Source organism: Halioxenophilus sp. WMMB6 (genome assembly GCF_033283405.1).
GTDB lineage: Bacteria > Pseudomonadota > Gammaproteobacteria > Pseudomonadales > Cellvibrionaceae > Halioxenophilus.
In genome coordinates this window covers 693,399-712,791 of the sequence record NZ_JAWMQR010000002.1, presented here as the reverse complement: position 1 = coordinate 712,791, position 19,393 = coordinate 693,399, and the positions used below count along the sequence as shown (strand labels likewise).

The 19,393-nt window shown below is 55.7% G+C and carries 15 protein-coding genes; 4 read left to right on the top strand and 11 right to left on the bottom strand.

The window, feature by feature from the left end; translation table 11 throughout:
- Window positions 1-3: 3 nt before the first annotated feature.
- The 5 genes from SBL51_RS08705 to SBL51_RS08685 form a co-directional block, all read right to left on the bottom strand.
- A complete protein-coding gene (locus SBL51_RS08705) occupies window positions 4-219 on the bottom strand; it encodes a hypothetical protein (RefSeq protein ID WP_317930512.1) in 216 nt (71 codons plus the stop codon).
- Between the two features lie 14 nt (window positions 220-233).
- On the bottom strand, window positions 234-2,033 hold the full coding sequence (locus SBL51_RS08700) for a nickel-dependent hydrogenase large subunit (protein WP_317930511.1): 1,800 nt from the start codon (window positions 2,031-2,033) through the stop codon (window positions 234-236).
- Between the two features lie 2 nt (window positions 2,034-2,035).
- Window positions 2,036-3,109: a hydrogenase small subunit gene (locus tag SBL51_RS08695; protein ID WP_317930510.1), complete on the bottom strand. Its 1,074-nt coding sequence runs from the start codon at window positions 3,107-3,109 to the stop codon at window positions 2,036-2,038.
- 266 nt (window positions 3,110-3,375) lie between these two features.
- On the bottom strand, window positions 3,376-5,103 hold the full coding sequence (locus tag SBL51_RS08690) for a bifunctional protein-serine/threonine kinase/phosphatase (protein ID WP_317930509.1): 1,728 nt from the start codon (window positions 5,101-5,103) through the stop codon (window positions 3,376-3,378).
- Between the two features lie 57 nt (window positions 5,104-5,160).
- Window positions 5,161-6,009, bottom strand: coding sequence for a formate/nitrite transporter family protein (locus tag SBL51_RS08685; protein WP_317930508.1), 849 nt, complete (start codon window positions 6,007-6,009; stop codon window positions 5,161-5,163).
- Window positions 6,010-6,590: 581 nt separating this feature from the next.
- On the opposite strand from SBL51_RS08685, the gene SBL51_RS08680 reads away from it, so the two are divergent.
- From SBL51_RS08680 to nirD, 3 genes are all read left to right on the top strand, one after another.
- Window positions 6,591-7,874 (top strand): nitrate- and nitrite sensing domain-containing protein, encoded by a 1,284-nt coding sequence (locus SBL51_RS08680; RefSeq protein WP_317930507.1) that lies wholly within the window; start codon window positions 6,591-6,593, stop codon window positions 7,872-7,874.
- 297 nt (window positions 7,875-8,171) lie between these two features.
- Window positions 8,172-10,760, top strand: a complete 2,589-nt coding sequence (gene nirB, locus SBL51_RS08675) for a nitrite reductase large subunit NirB (RefSeq protein WP_317930506.1) — start codon at window positions 8,172-8,174, stop codon at window positions 10,758-10,760.
- A gap of 14 nt (window positions 10,761-10,774) precedes the next feature.
- Complete coding sequence (gene nirD / locus SBL51_RS08670; protein WP_317930505.1) at window positions 10,775-11,098, top strand: nitrite reductase small subunit NirD; 324 nt, start codon at window positions 10,775-10,777, stop codon at window positions 11,096-11,098.
- 250 nt (window positions 11,099-11,348) lie between these two features.
- Here the strand turns inward: nirD and SBL51_RS08665 are convergent, their stop codons facing one another.
- The 3 genes from SBL51_RS08665 to SBL51_RS08655 all read right to left on the bottom strand — a co-directional run bounded on the left by SBL51_RS08665 (window position 11,349) and on the right by SBL51_RS08655 (window position 15,379).
- Window positions 11,349-11,675 (bottom strand): hypothetical protein, encoded by a 327-nt coding sequence (locus tag SBL51_RS08665; protein WP_317930504.1) that lies wholly within the window; start codon window positions 11,673-11,675, stop codon window positions 11,349-11,351.
- A gap of 12 nt (window positions 11,676-11,687) precedes the next feature.
- Window positions 11,688-12,131 carry a hypothetical protein gene (locus SBL51_RS08660; RefSeq protein ID WP_317930503.1) on the bottom strand — a complete coding sequence of 148 codons (444 nt, stop codon included), beginning with the start codon at window positions 12,129-12,131 and terminating at the stop codon, window positions 11,688-11,690.
- Between the two features lie 62 nt (window positions 12,132-12,193).
- Window positions 12,194-15,379, bottom strand: coding sequence for an EAL domain-containing protein (locus SBL51_RS08655; RefSeq protein ID WP_317930502.1), 3,186 nt, complete (start codon window positions 15,377-15,379; stop codon window positions 12,194-12,196).
- Window positions 15,380-15,888: 509 nt separating this feature from the next.
- On the opposite strand from SBL51_RS08655, the gene SBL51_RS08650 reads away from it, so the two are divergent.
- The gene (locus SBL51_RS08650) at window positions 15,889-16,923 is read left to right on the top strand and encodes an acyltransferase (protein ID WP_317930501.1); all 1,035 of its coding nucleotides are present in this window, start codon (window positions 15,889-15,891) and stop codon (window positions 16,921-16,923) included.
- A 124-nt stretch (window positions 16,924-17,047) separates the two neighbouring features.
- Here the strand turns inward: SBL51_RS08650 and SBL51_RS08645 are convergent, their stop codons facing one another.
- The 3 genes from SBL51_RS08645 to SBL51_RS08635 all read right to left on the bottom strand — a co-directional run bounded on the left by SBL51_RS08645 (window position 17,048) and on the right by SBL51_RS08635 (window position 19,154).
- Window positions 17,048-17,446: a nuclear transport factor 2 family protein gene (locus SBL51_RS08645; protein WP_317930500.1), complete on the bottom strand. Its 399-nt coding sequence runs from the start codon at window positions 17,444-17,446 to the stop codon at window positions 17,048-17,050.
- A 99-nt stretch (window positions 17,447-17,545) separates the two neighbouring features.
- Window positions 17,546-18,043, bottom strand: coding sequence for a DUF2059 domain-containing protein (locus SBL51_RS08640; protein ID WP_317930499.1), 498 nt, complete (start codon window positions 18,041-18,043; stop codon window positions 17,546-17,548).
- Between the two features lie 16 nt (window positions 18,044-18,059).
- On the bottom strand, window positions 18,060-19,154 hold the full coding sequence (locus SBL51_RS08635) for an acyltransferase (RefSeq protein ID WP_317930498.1): 1,095 nt from the start codon (window positions 19,152-19,154) through the stop codon (window positions 18,060-18,062).
- Window positions 19,155-19,393: the final 239 nt, after the last annotated feature.

The window sequence follows — 19,393 nt, the reverse complement described above, 5'->3', positions numbered from 1 at the left end:
CCGTTATTTGCGCAGTGTTACCCGTTTGGCTGGCCGGCTTTTGCGAGTGGCGGCAAACAGGACGATGGGGGCGGTAAACGCCAGCAACAGCAGCCAGTGGTCCGGCTGGGTTAGCAGGTGTTGCAGGTTGGGCAGCAGTCCGGGCGCGTGGGCGCCGGAGTGGGCCATGGCCACCCCAGGCAGCAGCGCCAGGGCGGTAATCTTCGCGATTGTTTTCATCGTTAAACTCCTCATTAGCGCACCTTCACCGTGGCCAGCTCCTGGCCATCTTCACTCATCACGTGGGTGGAACAGGCCAGACAGGGATCGAAACTGTGCAGCGTGCGCAGAATCTCAACCGGCTCCTCTTTGCGCTCCACCTTGGTGTTCATCAGCGAGGCTTCAAAGGCACCGATGCCGCCCTTGCTGTCGCGCGGTGAGCCGTTCCAGGTGGTGGGCACCACGCACTGGTAGTTGTCGATCTTGGTATCTTTGATGCGAATCCAGTGGCCCAGGGCTCCGCGCGGCGCCTCGGTAAAGCCCACGCCCTTGGCCTCTTTTGGCCAGGTGGCCGGGTCCCAATTGGTGGTGTTGGCGGTGGCGGTATCGCCGGCTTTGATGTTGGCCAGCATCTTATCCATGAAGTAACGCATCTGGTCGGCGGCCCAGTCGGCCTCCAGGGCTCGGGCGGCGGTGCGGCCGAGAGTGGAGAAGAGCGCGCTCAACGGAATGTCGAGGGTCTTCAGCACGAAGTTGATCTGCTCGGTGATGGCCTCGTGACCGGAGGCGTAGCCCACCACGTAACGGGCCAGTGGGCCCACCTCCATGGCGTGGCCTTTCCAGCGCGGCGCCTTGATCCAGGAGTACTTGGCGCTTTCGTCCAGCTCCTGAATATTGGTGCGGCTGCCCTTGGCGTTGGGGCCCAGCTCGTAGTGCGGGTCGGTGACGCCGTCCCAGGGATGCAGGCCTTTGGCCTCGTCCTCGTACTTGTACCAGGAGTGAGGTACAAACTCCTGAATCTCGTCCGGGTTGCGCAGGTCGATGGGGTGCACCTCTTCCAGTTTGCCGTTGATGATGGCTCCATGCGGCATCATCAGGTTGCTGGCGGAGTAGTCGTTGGCCTTGTCGGGGATATCACCGTAGGACATCACGTTAATACCCGACAGACCGCCGCCGTAGAGCCAGCCTTTGTAGAACTGACCGACCGCGAGAATATCGGGGATGTAGACGTTTTTAATAAACTCGCGGGTCTGATCGATGATCGACGAGATCAGGTTCAGGTTGACCATGTTCAACGGTGCACCGGCGGCCATATCGCCATCGAGATTGATGGCACAAGGCACGCCCCCCACCATCCAGTTGGGGTGTGGGTCCTTGCCGCCCATGATGGTGCGGATTTTCATAATCTCTTTCTGGAAGTCGAGCGCCTCCAGGTAGTGAGTTACCGCCATCAGGTCCGCTTCCGGCGGCAGCAGGTAGGCGGGGTTGCTCCAGTAGCCGTTTTTAAAGGGGCCGAGCTGGCCGCTTTCGACAAATTTCTTGAGTCGGTTCTGCACGTCGCGGAAGTAACCGGGCGACGATTTCGGGTGGTTGGGCGATACGCTCTGCTGCAGGGCCGAGGTCGCTTTCGGGTCGGCCTTGAGGGCGTTGACCGGGTTCACCCAATCGAGGGCGTGCAGGTGGTAGAAGTGCACCAGGTGGTCGTGCGCCTGCAGGGTGAGCTGCATGATGTTGCGGATGGAGTTGGCGTTCTCGGGAATCATAATGCCCAGGGCATCTTCCACACAGCGCACCGAGGTGAGCGCGTGGGTCCCGGTACAGACGCCACAGATGCGCTGCACAAAGGCCCAGGCGTCGCGCGGGTCGCGGCCCTTGAGAATCACCTCCAGGCCGCGCCACATGGTGCCGGTGGAGACCGCATTGCGGATGAAGTTGTTGTCATCGATGTTCACTTCACAGCGCATGTGGCCTTCGATGCGGGTAACCGGGTCGATGACAACCCGCTGACCGCTGTTGTCCATGGTGAAACCGGTGGGAGTGGTAATGGTGCTCATGGTTATTCACCTCCTTTCTTGCGGGCACTCTTCAGTGCGCTAACAGCGGCGTGGGCGGCGATGGCACCACCGACGATGGTGGCGGCCGTGGCGCCGACCTTATCGGCGTTGGCTTCAATACCGAACTGGTGGGTGTCGGTGGTGTGCTGGTAGAAGGAGCCCTTGTCCCAGAAACCATCTTCCGAGCAGCCAATACAGGGGTGGCCGGCCTGAATCGGGAAGGAGAGGCCGCCGTTCCAACGCACGGTGGAGCAGGCGTTGTAGGTGGTTGGCCCCTTACAGCCCATCTTGTAGAGGCAGTAGCCTTTGCGGGCGCCGTCGTCGTCGAAATCTTCCACAAACTGGCCGGCATCAAAGTGCGGCCGGCGATAGCACTTGTCGTGCACCCGCTGGCTGTAGAACATTTTCGGGCGGCCCTGACGGTCCAGCTCGGGAAACTCTTCAAAGGTGAGGATGTAGGTGATAACTGCGGTCATCACCTCGGCAATGGGTGGGCAGCCGGGCACTTTGATGATTGGCTTGTTGGGCATGCCCGGCACCTTGTGAATCGGTGTCGCCTGGGTGGGGTTGGGGCGGGCGGCCTGGACACAACCCCAGGAGGCACAGGAGCCCCAGGAGATAATCGCCTTGCAGTGTTCGGCGGCGTTGAGCAGCTGTTCGGTAAACGGCTTGCCGCCGATGATGCAGAACATGCCGTCTTCATTGAGCGGTGGGTTGCCCTCGACCGCCAGAATAAAGTTGCCGTCGTACTTTTCGATGGTCTCTTCGATGATCGCTTCCGCCTGGTGGCCGGCGGCAGCCATGATGGTGTCGTCGTAATCGAGGGAGATCATCGACAGAATCACATCTTTGGCCAGGGGGTGGCCGGAGCGGATGAAGGACTCCGAACAGCAGGTGCACTCCAGGCCGTGTAACCAGAGCACGGGAATGCGCGGTTTGGTCTCCATGGCGTGCACTATGCGCGGTACCAGGGCCGGGCTTAAGCCCAGGGCCGAGGCCGTCAGGCTGCAAAATTTAACCAGGCTGCGACGGGAGATCCCCTGCCGGCGCATAACATCGTAGAAGGTTTCAATCATGATCTTACTCCTCCGTTCTGGTAGGACACTCCCTGACCACCGGTAAGGCTGTTATCGTAGTTTTTCTGGCGTGGAACTCGGCGCCAATTGTTGGCGGGCGAGGGCAAAAGCTGTGCCGAATGAAATTAGTTGTTAAATTTCAGGTGGTTAGCTATTTCAGGGAGAGGATGTCGGCCATAAATTGCAAGCTGACTTTCCGATTGCTGCGAGCGGGTGGAAAGTTGCTTGCCAGGTGGGTGGTGCGGGTCGGTTTGGTTGGCCAGTATTCAGCGGTAGAGGGCGAACTGAACAATCACCACCGCCAGCAGTACACCGCTGACGCACTGCCAGAAGAGCGTTGGGTTGCGCTCGATAAAGGGGGGCCGTTGCTGGGCTAAAAATTCCGGGTTGGGCTTTTGCAGGTCGCGCAGAAATTCCGCCACCTCCTGGTAGCGGCGGTAGGGGTTGGGGTGCACCGCCTTCTTGATGGCGGCATCCACCCAGGCGGGTATCTCCCGCTCTTCATGCAGTAGCGACTGGTAGCTCAGGCGCTTTTGCGCACTTGGCGTGCGCGCCTTGGCCACCTGGGTGCCGTAGGGGAACTGGCCGCAGAGCAGGTGGTAGGTGAGTACCCCCAGGGCAAAAATATCGGAGCGCTCGCTGCCCATATCCCCCAAAAAGTACTCCGGTGCGGTGTAGAGGGCGGTGCCGAGCAGATTGGGCTGCAGCTGGCCGTACTCGCTCTCCTCAATGCCGGCGACATAGGTGGAGCCGAAGTCGATAATTTTGGCGGTGCCGTGCTGGTCGATGAGCACGTTGTCCGGTTTTATATCCTGGTGCAGCATGTCCAGCCGGTGGAAGGCCATCAACCCGCGGCCGATCTGCTCAATCAGATTGCGCACGCTGGTGAGGTCGGGCTTGGGGTGGTCGAGCAGCCACTGGCTGAGGGTCTGCCCCTCAATAAACTCCGTAACTGTATAGAGGTAGTGGCGCTCCCGTGCGGCCGGGGCCGCCTTTACCACATGCAGATTATTGACCCGCCGAGCGATCCACTCCTCCATTAAAAAGCGTTCCAGGTAGATGCGGTCGTCGCGCTGCTCCTGGGCGGGAACCTTAAGCACCACGCTACTGCCGCTGGTTTCATCCACCGCCAGATAGCAGTGGCTGCGGCTGGTGATGTTGATCGGCCGTACGATTTTATAGCCATCGAGGGATTGCCCGGCGGCCAACTCCGGCGGCATGGGCAGTGACTGCAACTGTTCCTGCAGCAGGGCCGAGCCGCTCTGCGGGATCTCCTCCACGCGGATGATCTGCAGGCTGAGGTTATCTTCGCTGCCCTGTTGATGGGCCTGCTCCACCAGCTTCTGGCTCACCTGGTGGAGGCTGGTGCTGGGGTTGTGCAGGCTGTTGAGTATCTGGTTGGGCGAGAGGTGTTCGTAAACGCCATCGGTGGCCAGCAGAAACAGATCGCCGGCCTGCAGGTTAAAACAGCGGTAGTCCAACTCCAGGCTCTCGGCGGCACCCAGGGCCCGGCTCAGGTAGCTCTGGCTCTCGGCCACGTACAGGCGGTGGTCGATGGTGAGCTGTTCCAGGGTGCCGGCGCGGATGCGGTAGATACGGCTGTCGCCGACATGCAGCAGATGGGCTTTATCGCCTTTAAAGATGATGGCGCTGAAGGTGGTGACGTAGCCCTTGTCCGGGTCGAAGCGAGACTCCCCCTGGCGGGACTGGGCAAACAGCCAGGAGTTGATCGATTTCAACACCCGCTCGGCGGAGCGCTTTACCGTCCAGGCGTCGGAGGTGCAGTAGTAGTCACCCAGAAAGGACTTAACGGCGGTTTCGCTGGCCTGCTGGCTGACGGGGCTGGAGCTGATGCCATCGGCGATGGCGAAGACGGCGCCTTTAAGCTGTTCGGCACTGCCAGCGGGATTGCGATAGCCACAAAAATCCTGATTGGCGGCTTTTCGACCGGGTTCTGAGTGTTGCCCGTGGCTGACTTTCAGGCGGCTGGACATGTTGCTCTCTGTGAAGTCACCGCCCCGGCGGGGGGGCGGTGGTCTCGACGGTGCCGATTAGGCGGCTTCGTTGCTGGTAGCGGCAAAGGTGCGCGCTTCCAGTTTGCGCTTGGGCGCTGTACGGACATGGGTGCTGTAGAGGGTCAGGCCAGTGAAGGCCAGGCCGCCAACCAGGTTGCCCAGTGCGGTGGGGATTTCGTTCCAGAGGAAGTAGTCACCGATGGAGAAGTCGCCGCCCATAATCAGTGCGAAGGGGAACAGGAACATGTTTACCACGGAGTGCTCGAAGCCCATAAAGAAGAAGAGCAGGATCGGCATCCACATGGCCATAACCTTGCCACTGACGTGGGTGGAGATCATGGCACCAACCACACCCATGGAGACCATCCAGTTACAGAGCATGCCGCGGATGAAAATGGTAAACCAACCGGCCAGGCCATATTCGGCATAACCCAGGGTTCGGGCTTTACCAATACCGGCCACTTTGGTGGCAATGGCGCCGCCATCGGTGTTGAAGCCGTAGGTAAAGATAAACGCCATCATGACAGCCACGGTCAGGGCGCCGGCAAAGTTACCGACAAACACCAGCCCCCAGTTGCGCAGAATCTGGCCGATGGTTACGCCGGGGCGTTTATCGATCCAGGCCAGAGGGGTGAGCATAAAAACGCCCGTCAGCAGATCGAACCCCATCAGGTAGAGCATACAGAAGCCCACCGGGAAGAGGATTGAGCCCACCAGGTGCGAGCCGGTTGCCACGGCAACACTCACCGCGAACACCGCCGCCAGTGCCAGAATGGCACCTGCCATATAGCCACGTACCAGGGTATCGCGAGCCGACATATAAATTTTGGATTCACCTGCATCGACCATTTTGGTCACGAATTCAGAAGGCATGAGATAAGCCATAACAACCTCGCGTAAAAAAACCAATGAATTGATAGGTATCCGGCACAGTAAGCAGCGTGGCGGACGATTTATGTAACAAACCAAAAACATTTGGCCGGGCAATAGAGCTCAGTGGATAACCAGCACAAAAAAAAGGCGTCCACCCCCGCAGTAAGCTGAAGCTACTGTGGGTTGGTGGACGCCTTTATCCATTGAGTTCGATTTGTAGGGGCCTGCGGCCCAAATGCTAAGTTCAATAGAGCAAAGCCTGGGCCAAAGCGATTTAATGTTTAGTTATTGATTAATAATCAGTAACTTAGTGTGCATTGCCGGGACTGCACTGTGGTCTTGTGCGGAAGCTTAATGGTTCAAATGGTGTGCATGTTTCTAGTTATGGTCAATTATGGTGCCATTTCTAATTATCCTATTGGCACATAAAAGAGCATGGGCGCTAAGGCGGCACCGGCAGGTGAGTTCGGGGTTGTGGAGCGCAGTTTGCTTGGCGAATGGGGTGCGAGCGGAGGGTTTTATCCCTTAAGGTTGCAGCTGTGTGGTGGCCTCGCTTTAGGGGTGCCGGAGAAAAGTGGATTGAGGGTGTGTGTGTGAAAGCGGCGGACTTTCTGATTGCGGCCAAGCGGGTGGAGATCGAGTCTCTGCGCCAGCTGGTCGACGTCTGTAACCTGGTGACTGAACTTGGCAATCTGGTGCACAGTCTCCAGCGCGAGCGCGGCCTGACCAATGTCTACCTGGCCTCGGGCGGGGAGCGCCTGGCGGATGCTCGCCTGCAGCAGATTGCGGTGTCGGTGGCGTGTGAGCAGAAGCTGCAGGGGTTGCTGCAGCTGTTGGGTGGCGCCCAGTGGCGCGGATCCGCACGTCTGCTGAGTGCGGTCGCCTATGTCCTGCAGGGGTTGGTTGAGCTCAATGGTTTGCGGGTAAAGATGAATGGCTGTGAGCTGGCGCCGGCCAAGGCGACCACCGCTTTTGGCCGCCTGATTGCCGGGCTGTTATCGGTGGTGGGCGAGGTGGCCGATAGCGCCGGCGACCCGGCCTTGAGTCGCGGCCTGGTGAGCCTGCTCAACCTGATGCAGGGTAAGGAGTATGCCGGCCAGGAGCGCGCCTGGGTGTCGATTGGCTTTGCCCAGGGGGCGTTTGACGATCGCTTGAAGGAGCGGCAGGCCCATCTGCAGGCGGCGCAGAAGCACGCCCTGGAGGTGTTCAACCAGTTTGCCGAGGCGGACCTCGGCGAGCGCTGGCGGCAAATAGAGGCCAGTCAGTCGGCGCTCGAGCTCAATCGGCTGCGTGCTCTGGTCGGTGGTTTGGCGGCGGGGCAGGCGATAGCGCCGGAGATCAGCGAGGTGTGGTACGACCTGGCCACTCAGCGCATCGATGCCATGCGCAGCTTGGAGCTGGAGGCGGTGGCGGCGTTACAGGCGCTCAGCGGTGCCCGCCTGGCGGTGGCGGAGAGTGAATTCAAAGAGCGGCAGGCGCTGCTGGCCAGGTTGCAACCGGCGGAGGAGGGGGCGCCACTGCTGCTCACCGACCGGCCCCCGGTCTCCATGTTGCTGGGTGAGTTGGCCGGTGGCCTGGAGGTGGCGGAGTCGGGTTTGGCGCGGTCGCTGTTTGATGTGATTCAGGAGCAGGGGCAGCACCTCAATCGGGTGCGGGTGGAGTTGGAGGAGGCGCGCCAGGCGCTGTCAGAGCGCAAGCTGGTGGAGCAGGCCAAAGCGCTGCTGATTAAAAATCTGGGGCTCTCGGAAGAGATGGCCTACCGCAAGATCCAGCAGCGGGCGATGGACTCCAATCTGCGCCTGGCAGAGGTGAGCCAAATTCTGATCGATGCAGCCAAGGCGACAGGCGCAAAAAAGGTGCAAACAAAACGACGATAAATGTTTTTTAATGGTGCAATTTATTTTTATTTGCACAATATAAAAACACAACCTCAGCTGTTACTACTGGGGATTACTGGTTAGATCTTAACTAACCTATTGTTTTACCGAGAAAATAAATTAATGGCATGAATTCTGTTTATAAGATCTCCAGATAGGCGGTAATCAGCCAGTTTTGGCACTAGCCGCCAACCAGATTTATTAACACTAAGCTCGGACAAAGGCGTCCACCACCAACTGACAAAAGGTCAGATTGGCGGTGGGCGTTTTTTTTTGCCCTTAAAACGGAGATCGCCGATGAACATTACTAACGCAGTGACAGCGCAAGACTCCATCAACAGCAACCAGCTTACCGTGGTGGTGGTGGGTAATGGCATGGTTGGCCATCAGTTTATAGAGAGCCTGCTGGCCTCGTCGGCGCGCGACCAGGTGCGTATTGTCACCTTCGCCGAGGAGCCGCGCGTTGCCTATGACCGTGTACATTTGACGGACTACTTCAAAACCCATGAGCCTGAGTCACTGGCCATGACTACCCTGGCCGACTATGAGCGCCAGGGTGTGGAGGTGCATCTCAATGACCGGGTAGAGGCCATCGACCCGGTAAATAAGGTGGTAACGGCGCACAGCGGCACCACCATCGCCTACGACAAACTGGTGCTGGCGACGGGTTCCTACCCCTTTGTGCCACCCATCGAGGGTAATGACCGGGCGAACTGCTTTGTTTACCGAACCATAGAAGACCTGGAACAGATTACCGCTGCCGCCAAAGCCGGTGCCCGAGTGGGTGCCGTGGTGGGTGGCGGTCTGTTGGGGCTGGAAGCGGCCAAGGCGCTCAAAGATCTGGGGTTGACGGCCAATGTGGTCGAGTTTGCCCCGCGCTTGATGGCGGTGCAGGTGGACGATGGTGGCGGTGCGCTCTTGAAAGACAAGATTGAGCAGTTGGGTGTGGGTGTGCACCTGGCCAAGGCCACTTCGCGCATTGTAGCTGGAGAGAACCATGGCCACCGCATGGAGTTTGCCGATGGCAGCAACCTGGAGACTGATGTCATCGTCTTCTCGGCCGGTATCCGCCCGCAGGATAGCCTGGCGCGTAGCAGCGGCCTGGAGGTGGGTGAGCGCGGTGGTATCGCGGTGAATGACTACTGCCAGACCTCCAATGCGGATATCTACGCCATTGGTGAGTGTGCCCTTTGGCAAAACCGAATTTTTGGCCTGGTGGCGCCGGGCTATGCCATGGCCAAGGTGGCGGCCGGCCATATTGCCGGCGGTTATGAGACCTTTACCGGCGCCGATATGAGCACCAAGCTGAAGTTAATGGGGGTGGATGTCGCCTCGATTGGTGATGCTCATGCCAATACCCCGGGCGCGCTGGTCTACACCTATTTCAACCAGCCCGATGAGGTTTACAAAAAGCTGGTGGTCAGTGCCGACAACAAGCGCCTGCTGGGTGCTGTGCTGGTCGGTGACGCCGAAGATTATGGCACTCTGCTGCAGTACAAGCTGAACAATATCGAGCTGCCCGAGAGCCCGGAAGGGCTGATTCTGCCTGTCGGTGATGGTGCCGAGAAGCCCTCCCTGGGTGTGGCGGCACTGCCGGCTACCGCGCAGATCTGCTCCTGTCACGATGTCTCCAAAGGTGATATCGCCGGCGCCGTTGCCGGTGGTTGCGGCTCCGTGGCTGACGTTAAAGGGGCGACCAAGGCGGGCACCGGCTGTGGTGGCTGTGTGCCTCTGCTGACCAGTGTTGTTAACCACGAACTGGCCGAGCTGGGTGTGGAGGTGAGCAAGGATATCTGCGAACACTTTGCCTACACCCGCCAGGAGCTCTACCACCTGGTGCGCGTCGGCGGCATCAAAACCTTCAGTGAGATGTTGGCCAAGCACGGCAAGGGTGACGGCTGTGAAATCTGCAAGCCCGCTATCGGTTCGATTCTGGCCAGCTGCTGGAATGAATATGTGTTGCAGGATGAGCACATCGCCCTGCAGGACACCAACGATATCTTCCTCGCCAATATGCAGAAGGATGGCACCTACTCGATTGTGCCGCGCATTGCCGGCGGGGAGATCACCCCGGATAAACTGCTGGTGCTGGCTCAGGTGGCGAAAGACTACAACCTCTACACCAAAATCACCGGTGGCCAACGTATTGACCTGTTTGGTGCCCAGCTGCACCAACTGCCGGAGATATGGGGTCGTCTGGTGGATGCCGGTTTTGAAACCGGCCACGCCTACGGTAAATCGGTGCGCACAGTGAAAAGCTGTGTCGGCAGCACCTGGTGCCGCTACGGGGTGGATGATTCGGTCGGTTTGGCGATAGAACTGGAGAACCGCTACAAGGGTCTGCGTTCACCGCATAAATTGAAATTTGCTGTCTCGGGTTGTACCCGAGAATGCGCCGAAGCCCAGTGTAAAGATGTGGGCGTGATTGCCACTGAGAAGGGGTGGAACCTCTATGTGTGTGGCAACGGCGGTATGAAGCCGCGCCACGCTGAGCTGCTGGCCACGGATCTCGACAAAGAGACGTTGATCCGCATGATCGACCGCTTCCTGATGTTCTACATTCGCACCGCCGACCGCCTGCAGCGTACCTCGGTGTGGCGCGACAACCTGGAAGGTGGCCTGGCCTACCTGCAGCAGGTGATTATTGAAGACAGCCTGGGGCTGGGTGACGAGCTGGAGGCGGAGATGGCGCTCAATATTGGCAACTACCAGTGTGAGTGGGCCACCACCTTGCAAAACCCGGAGCGGTTAAAGCGCTTCCGCCACTTCATCAACAGTGATGCTACCGACAGCAATGTGGTGTTTGTGCAGGAGCGTGATCAGATCCGTCCGGCTACCGTTGAAGAGAAAGCCGATACATCCGACATTATTGTTAAAGCCGTGTAAGGGGAGAGAGGGCCATGAGTAACTGGACAGCCGTATGTGACTTAAACGACCTGACCCCCAACACCGGCCTCTGTGCACTGGTGGAGGGGCGCCAGGTGGCCATATTCCGTCAGGGTTCAGAGCGGCTTTTTGCTGTCGGCAACTTCGACCCCATTGGTGGCGCCAATGTGCTCTCCCGCGGGTTGTTGGCGCAGCTGGGTGACAATATCACCGTCGCCTCGCCGCTCTACAAACAGCACTACCGCTTAACCGATGGCCAGTGCCTGGAGGATGAGAATGTACGCATTCCGGTCTACCGGGTGCGCCTGGAAGGAAGTCGCGTGCAAGTCGCGCTTTAAGGGGTGTGAACGGATAACTCCCGGCTGCCGGGGCCGGGAGTTGTTTAATTTAAAAGAACCAGCGTCCGACCACGCCATAGGAACGTGGCGCTGCCGGTGTGGCGTAAGCGCCGGAGTGGCCAATGGCAGCTATTTAGTCGTGCGCAGCTAGTCAGTTGCCAACAAATCTCAGAGCCGTGTTGCTGAACCGATAGCATTAGTTAGCGAGTTGGTAGTGATCAGTTGCGTAAGCGAAGCGTATTCGCCGTTGTTAAAGTAGTGAGTCCAGCGCCTGATCGAGAATCAGATTGATCAATCCGACAGAGATCTTCTCCAGGCGTGTCCGGGCGGCAATCTCCTGGCTGTTGAGGAACTGCTCCACCACGCGCTTGCGGGAGTCCAACAGCGCTTGCAGTTCGTCCTTGTCGAGCTCGCCGGCAAGGCGCAGTTTAAGCCACTGCTCTATCTTCTCAGCGCTCTCCTTTACCACAGTGGCCGACTCCGATTTGGCGCTGTCGATTAGCTCCAGCAATTGGCTTTTAATCAGCTCTTTGGCGGCGTCGCCTGAGGTGTTGAGCAGTTGATCTAAACTGGTCATCGGTTATAGCTCCTATTGGGGTGCGTTAACGCGCGTTAGCTCGCCTTGAATGGCGTAGTCGTAATTTTGTTCGATCTGCGGCAGGAGTTCATCGCGAAAAACCGTGCTGAATAATTTTTGCCGTTTTATTAGCAGCCCACAGTTGGCCGTGAATTCGTCCCACAGAATTGTGATGGCCTTCTGCCCGGTTTGGTCACTCCGCTCTTTCGATTTGGCGAACTCAAAAGCCTGCCAAAAAGCGAGATCGCCACTCTCACAATATTGCTGGATCTCCGCTGCGTTCCAGGCTTTGGTCGAGTCAGCGGTCCAGTCGTGAAACAGCTTTAAATGGATCGCCTTTAAGTGGGTAAAATTTTCCAGGCGGGTGGCGTCGTAGTGGGAGGTGAACAGTGTGCAGCCGCAAAGCAGTAGCGCGATGGTAGCTGCGATGAACGGTGTAGTTGGTTTGATAGTCATCCCTAATCCTGCTTGGTTCAGGCACCCAGTACGGGTGCCCTTATTATGTTGTTAATGGCGGGTTAGTGGCTGTCGGTCGGTGCCGTGGCGTGGCCGAAGGTGGAGTACTCCTGGCAAAAAAGTGCAAAATCGGCCGCTGGGAGCGGCTTGCTGATTAGATAGCCCTGAATCTCATTGCAACCCTCAGCAGACAGGTAGTGCAGCTGTTGCTCATCCTCTACCCCTTCGGCAATGGTTTTAATGCCGAGGCTGCCGGCCATTTTAATAATGGCGGAAATGATGGCTCTATCTTCCGGGCTGCTGTTGCTGTCGCGAATAAATGATTGATCAATTTTGAGTTTGGAGACGCTGAAGCGCTTGAGGTAAGCGAGGCTGGAATAGCCGGTACCAAAATCATCAATCGAAATTTGCACGCCTTTATCGCGCAGATTATTCATCAGCTCCACGGCAGCATCATAGTTGCTCATGGCGACCGCTTCGGTAATTTCCAGCTCCAGGCAGTGGTAGGGCAGATCGTACTCCTGCAGTATGGTGGTAATGGTGCTGGCAATATCGCTCTGGCGCAACTGTACCGCGGAGAGATTAACGCCCAGTACCAAGGCGGGCAAGCCTAAATCGAGCCAGCTGCGCAGTTGCGCGCAGGCATTGCGCAGTACCCACTCGCCGATGGGGTTGATCAAGCCGGCGGACTCGGCAATGGGGATAAACTCCGCGGGCGACACCCAGCCCAACTCGGGATGGTGCCAGCGCAGAAGCGCTTCGGCGCCAATCAATTTGCCGCTGGCCAGGGCGATTTGCGGTTGGTAGTGAATGGTGAATTGCTCCTGCTCCAACGCGCGCCTCAACGCGGACTCCAAAATAACTGTGCGGGCGGTATGCGCCTGCATATCGGGGTTAAAGCAGTAGAAGTTGTTGCGCCCGCTCTGTTTGGCGTAGTACATGGCGGTATCGGCATTTTTGGAGAGCGCCTCCAGGTCCTCGCCCTGCTCGGGATAAAAGGCGATGCCGATGGAGGGGGTAATGACCAACTCGTACTGATGAATATGCATGGGTTGGGAGATGGTATCGATAATTTTTCTCGCCACCCGCTCAGCACCAAATTTGTCGGTGTTGGGCAATATCAGAATATATTCGTCGCCCCCCAGTCGGCAGACGGAGTCCTCTTCACGGGAGTTACTCAGAATACGCTCTGCGGTGCGAATCAAAACCTGGTCGCCGATGCTGTGGCCGAGGCTGTCGTTAATATTTTTAAAGTGATCCAGGTCAATAAACATTACGGCAAAAGAGCTGTTGTTTGTTTGGGCCGTGATAATCGCCTGGTCTAGGCGTTGCCTTAGCAGTTCCCGGTTGGGTAACCCGGTTAGTTGGTCGAAGTGGGCCAGTTTTTCGATGCGCTGCTGGGCGCGCTTCTGCAGGGTGATATTTTCCTGCAGGCAGAGGTAGTGGGTGAGTGTGCCGTCGGTCTGACGAATGGGTGAAATAATCACCGAGGCGATGTACTCGGTGCCCTGGCGGGTTTTGTTGATCAGCTCACCGCGCCAGGTCTCGCCATGAGTGAGGTGGGTATAGAGATCGCGATAGACCACCGGAGAGTTTTTGTTGGATTTAAGCAGTCGCGGAGTTTGACCGATGGCCTGCTCACTGCTGTAGCCGGTGATATCGGTAAAGGCCTGGTTGACGTACTCAATGCGCTCTTCGGCGTCGGTAATAAAGACCACATTCGGACTTTGAGCCACTGCCATGGAAAGTTTACGCAGCGCTGCCTCGGTGTTGCGCATGGCAGTGATGTTGGCATAAACGCCGAGTACGCCAATAATTTCGCCTGCGTTATCGCGTAGTGGCACCTTGGAGGTCATTACCCACTGCTCCGTTGTATCGACAGTGGTTTGCGGTTCGATGAAATTAAGCTTGGCTTCGCCGGAGTCCAACACTCGTTGGTCATCGGCGCGATAACTGTTGGCTTGATCCTTCCAGGGAAGCTCGAAATCGGTTTTGCCGGGTAGCTCCTCAGGCGAGGCGAGGCCGGCATCGCGGGCGAAGGGGGTGTTGCCGCCGAGGTAGTTCAAATTTTTGTCTTTCCAGAAGATACATACCGGCACATGCTCAATAATCGAGTGCAGCAGGTCGCTGGTCTGTTTGGCCAGCTGCATACTGTGCACCAGCTCGGTGATATCCGACACCGCCACAATAAACCCATCTCGGTGTAGCTGCTGGCCGGGCTGCGGCTGCAACTGGTAGAGCAGGGTTTTGGTCACCCCTCCTGCGAAGTTTAGGCTGAGCTCGATGGTGCTGGACTTCCCTAGCAGAGCGTTGTTCATAAGTGGATCAAGTGCTTTAAATGTGGTTTTATCGAAAACCAGCTCACACGGCTGGCCGACGATATTGGCGGGGGGAACCCCCAGGAGCTGTGCATAGGGTCGATTCACAAAACTGAAGCGCTTGTGCTTATCAACCTGCGCGATATAAACCGGTACGTTATTGGCCAGAAACTGAATTTCCCGCTTGGCTTTATTGAGCAGGTTGTAGGGCAGCTCGATCGCCTCAGTATAGATAGCGCGATATAAAAAGAGGTAGGCGACACTTTTAAAGACGTGACCCAGAAAGATATCGGTGTCGTTGATGTCGCGATAACGGGTAAACAGGTACTCGCTGAGAATCATAATGCACAGCGCCTGCAGCAGCACAACGCCATTAAACGGCAGTGGCCGGCGCAGCCGAAAGGCGAGCAGAATAGCGCTGGCTATGTGCACCAAGACGACCGTGTACTCAAAGCGGATTTTGTAGGGCGTGAGCCCAAGCCCGGTGATAAATGTGTGCGGTAGACGGCTCTCCTGAAACAAAATGATATAGCAGGCAAGCAGTGTGAGAGTGAGTGTAATGGCTAAGGTGAGCAGCCGATTACTAAAGGCGCGGCTGGAGATATCCGGCTTTAGCACTACCAAAAAAAGTACAATCGCCACCAGGGCGCGACCGATCAACCAGAAGTTGATCGACTTTTCCGGGTGGTTGGGGGTAATGAAATCCGGCATGCCGTCGTAAGAGAGCAGGTGCGCGCAATCGAAAATGGCAACTGCAAGGAAGGCGTAAGCGAGCAGGTAGATGAAGCCAATATACTGCCGGCTACTGTTACTCCAGCCAACACTAAAAATCAGCGCGGATATCACCACGGAGAGAATTTCCAGCAGGGTGTGCAGTGGCAGGTAAAATGCCACATGGACAATTCCCGTGTAATCGGAAATCAATCGCATTGCAGCAACTGCCACCAGTGCGCAAGCCAAGGGTAAAAGAGATAGAGCGACGGTCGAATAGCGACCGGTGATCAATGTCGAGCGCGGGTTCACGAGCGTGGGTTCACTAGCCTGTTTCTGTTTACTAAAGTCTGGTTAGGCAGCGGTTGGTCTTACTGCTGGCCATAATCAGTCTTCGGGTTTGGTCTTTCTTTTCTACAACTGAAATACACAGGGAGAGGCTTTACAGCCACAAAGTTGAACCTGGAATGAGTCGAGTATAGTGAAGCGGGTGGTTAAATTCCAATATAGCCTTGTTTTATTCATGGCTATAGCAACTTGTTGTAACCTTGGCTTGATGTTATTACTGATGGTGGCATCGTGGATGGCGGCTGTTGGGGATGATTTGCGGGTATCTGCGGTTGCGGATGACAGTGATTGGATCACTGTTGAGTCTAATAGGGAATCAGTATCGCTCTTGCGGTGTGCAACGATAGTCTAGTAGTGCTGGGATTCCTGGAAGTAGAAATATGAACAAAAGATATGCGTACCTGGATGGTATCCGTGGCGTTGCGGCAATCTTTATATTGCTCAGGCATACGGTGGGTTACTGGGGTTTTGAAGTTTACCGGAGTTACCTGGCAGTCGATCTGTTTTTTATCTTAAGTGGATTTGTTATCGCCGAATCTTATGCGGGTAGACTGGCACGGCGTGATATTACGATAGGCCAGTTTGTGAAGTTAAGATTAATTAGGGTTTACCCTGTCTATTTAGCTTCGCTCTGTATAGCTATGCCTGCTTTCATTTTATCCAGCCCGGGAGCTGATCTGCTGGGGGTGAATGATTTTATCAGCGTGGGCGTGCTGTCGCTGCTGTTTTTGCCTTCGCTGCCCTCAATGGCAGGCAGTCTCTATCCAGTCAATGGTCCTTACTGGTCTCTTTTTTTTGAATTGATTGTCAATTTTCTATATGCCGTTGGCAGGCCATTACTTAAACCAAAAGTACTTGGTATTTTACTCACTGCTGCGGGTGCTGGTTTATTTCTTGCCGCGTCAGAGGTGGGGAATCTCGATAGCGGCTTTCGCTGGGGGGGTATTTCCGTAATAACAGGATTTCTGCGTGCAGCGTTTGGCATTTTGATGGGGGTATATATTAGTAGGAAGCTGGAAAGTGGCAGGTTTCCTCAGAGTCCGATTCTGGCGATGCTGATGATTTTTCTGATGTTCTTTGTGCCTGCATTAGGGGCGGTTGACTTCCTGGTTGATGTGCTGAGCGTGTTTTTGGTTTTCCCGGCATGCTTGATTTTGTGTGCAACCACCAAAGCTGATCGCTTAAGTCGATGGTTGGTCCTTTTGGGGTTGGCGAGTTATCCCATATATGTTTTTCATAAACCAATTGGCGAACTGGTCTATTTTCTAGCTCCAAATACGATAGTTCTCAATCAGCCCTATTTCGGCGTTTTATTGGTAATCGTGCTTGTGCTTAGCTCAATTGTCTTGGAGAAAAAAATAGATGGCCCTATTCGCAAGGTGTTGGTGCGCAAGGTTATCGGTAAGGCTTCTTAGTTTTTGTTCTCCAGGGCAGTGAAAGCGGCGCTGTTGCCGCACTGGTCGGTGATTTGGTAACCTCTCGAATCTTGCTCTAAGTAGGGATATTGCTCAAGACGGTGTTTGGATATGGGGTTGTCGGTTAGATTCCAAGTTGCTTGGCTTGTGAGGCAGAGTCACGCGCACCCCAGCGGCTTTTTATTTTACCGGCTTCAATTTCAAACCACTCCATGGCAACCAGTTGATAGGATTTTCCAGTGGGCTGTTGGCCGAAGGCGGCGGCGCGAAAGGTGCCGCTTTCGAGGTAGCGTACGGCGACGGTGTTGCCCTCGGCGACCATCGATTGCACCTCCAGTTGCATACCATAACCCTCGATGAGCTGGCGCCAAATGGGGGCTATCTTGTCAAAAATACCCTGGCCAAAAACCCCCTGAATCTGGGCGTCGTCGGCCAGTATCTCCCGCAGTTTATTCATGTTGCCCTGATTAAAAGCCTCGACATATTGCATTACCACAGCTTTGGCGGCGTCTTCCTGGGTCATATTCAATCCTTGATGGTTAGTTGGGAGTGAGCCGGCCTTGGTAGTGATAAAAGCTCGGCCCTTTTGCTTACTGGGGATGGTAGTGCATGAATGTGGTGGCTACTGGTTTTGCGCCCGGCCTGCCTCAATCTCCGTTGCAAATTCAGCGCTCAGCTCTCTTAACGTGGGCATAAAGTTGCTCATCATCTGCTGGGAGAGTGTTATCGATTCAGTCATAACCGCTGGCATCTTGGCGACCAGGGACTTGCCGGTTTCCGATTGATAGAAAACCAGCATGTCCTGTATCTCCTGCTCTGTGTAGGTCTTCAGATAGATGTTAATCATCGGCTCTTTCATCACCTCCCAAGACATCTCCTGCCGCATCGCAGCGGCCACCTTGCGCATAAAATTGTCGAAGACCGCCTGCTCAGACGGCTGAATACCCATCTGTTGGCTCATGTTGATTAACATCTTATCCATTTGGCTGTAGATGCTGTCGACCATGCTGTCGACCTTGGTAAGTGACATCAGCTCCTCAACGCTTTCGCGTTTACTTGGCTCCGCTGTGACGGCGCAGGGGAGAGCCAGTGCCAATAGGAGTAGCGCTATACGGTTCATCTATTTTCCTTGTGGATTAGTTTTTGGATTTGACTGGCTCACTTAATAAGCGCTTGGTAAGAGCGAGGTGGGCCCGGGTGATTAGATTAACAATCGTTATACGCCTAGCCAGTACCGGCTGTTCGATAAAACGCCAGGAGAGTACGGCTAATACCAGAGAAATGATCAAGGCTGATAAGTTAAGTAGCCAGGGGTGATGTCCTCCGATGTAGTAAATCAGTGTCTGCTGTACGGGAAAGGCATAAAGGTATAGTCCGTATGAGAGATCACCGTATTTGTCTAACCGGGGAAGGCGTAAACGTTGACTCAGCCCTAAAAAAAGAACGCCGTAGGTAAAGGTGATCAGTGCGAAAAAGTTGTAATAGCGGCTGCCGTAGAGAACTGCGGAGAGTAGCACCAATCCCGCCAATACCGACAAGTTGTAGTTAATCCTTTCGCGATTGATATAAAAGGCTGCGCCTAACAGAAAGGAGAGGCCGAGATAGGCATAGCCTGGTCGGGTTAATAGAGGGAAGTCGCCGGGGTTATAAAGGAACAGACCAACGAGTGCGCTGGCAACAATATTAAACAGCAGACGATTGTTGAATACTTTCAGTACACCCAGTACGAAAACGTAGCCGTACATGCCAAGCTCAACGGGAAGTGTCCAGAGTGATCCATTTATCCCGTTTGGCCATGGTAGTTGGGAAAAGACTCCAGGTAGGTGGAATGAGATGCCCAGAAACAAAACGGTATTTTGAGTAAAGAAACGATGTGTGGCCGGATGTCTTAAATAATCGACTGCGGGTAATGTAGTAAAAAAGAGCCCTATCAGCAGGCAGAAAATCACAGCGACGAACAGCGCTGGGTAAATACGTAAAAATCTTGCCAAGCAGTAATCGATCGTGCTGCGGCTGCGTTGAAAACTGGCGGTAATGAGGTAGCCCGACAACACGAAGAAGAGCATTACTCCAACACCAGGTAGAGCTTTGTTGAACGGAGTATAAAATTTCAACCAATGGCTAAGCGGATCATGAACCGCGGCATCGCCGGCGGAAAGTGTAAAGCCATGGCCTAGGAGCACAAAAAAAGCGCCGAAAAAACGTAACGTACCAATATTGTTGTCGTGCAAGGTGAGATCCTCGGGGAGCTAAGATTTCTTCGTGTTACCCAGCATTCTGGTATCACCCTAAGGCCAATGCGGTCCTGCGACCCGTTGTGCTTGCTCTCTGCGGCGGGTTGACGGTTGATGGCATCGTTGACTGAAATCGCTAAGTGGTAATCTGCCTGAGTGAGAGAGATTATCGCCAAGTCGGTTTCACTTTGCCACTAACGTCCCCTGAACATTGAGACGCTGCGGTTTTACCGGCG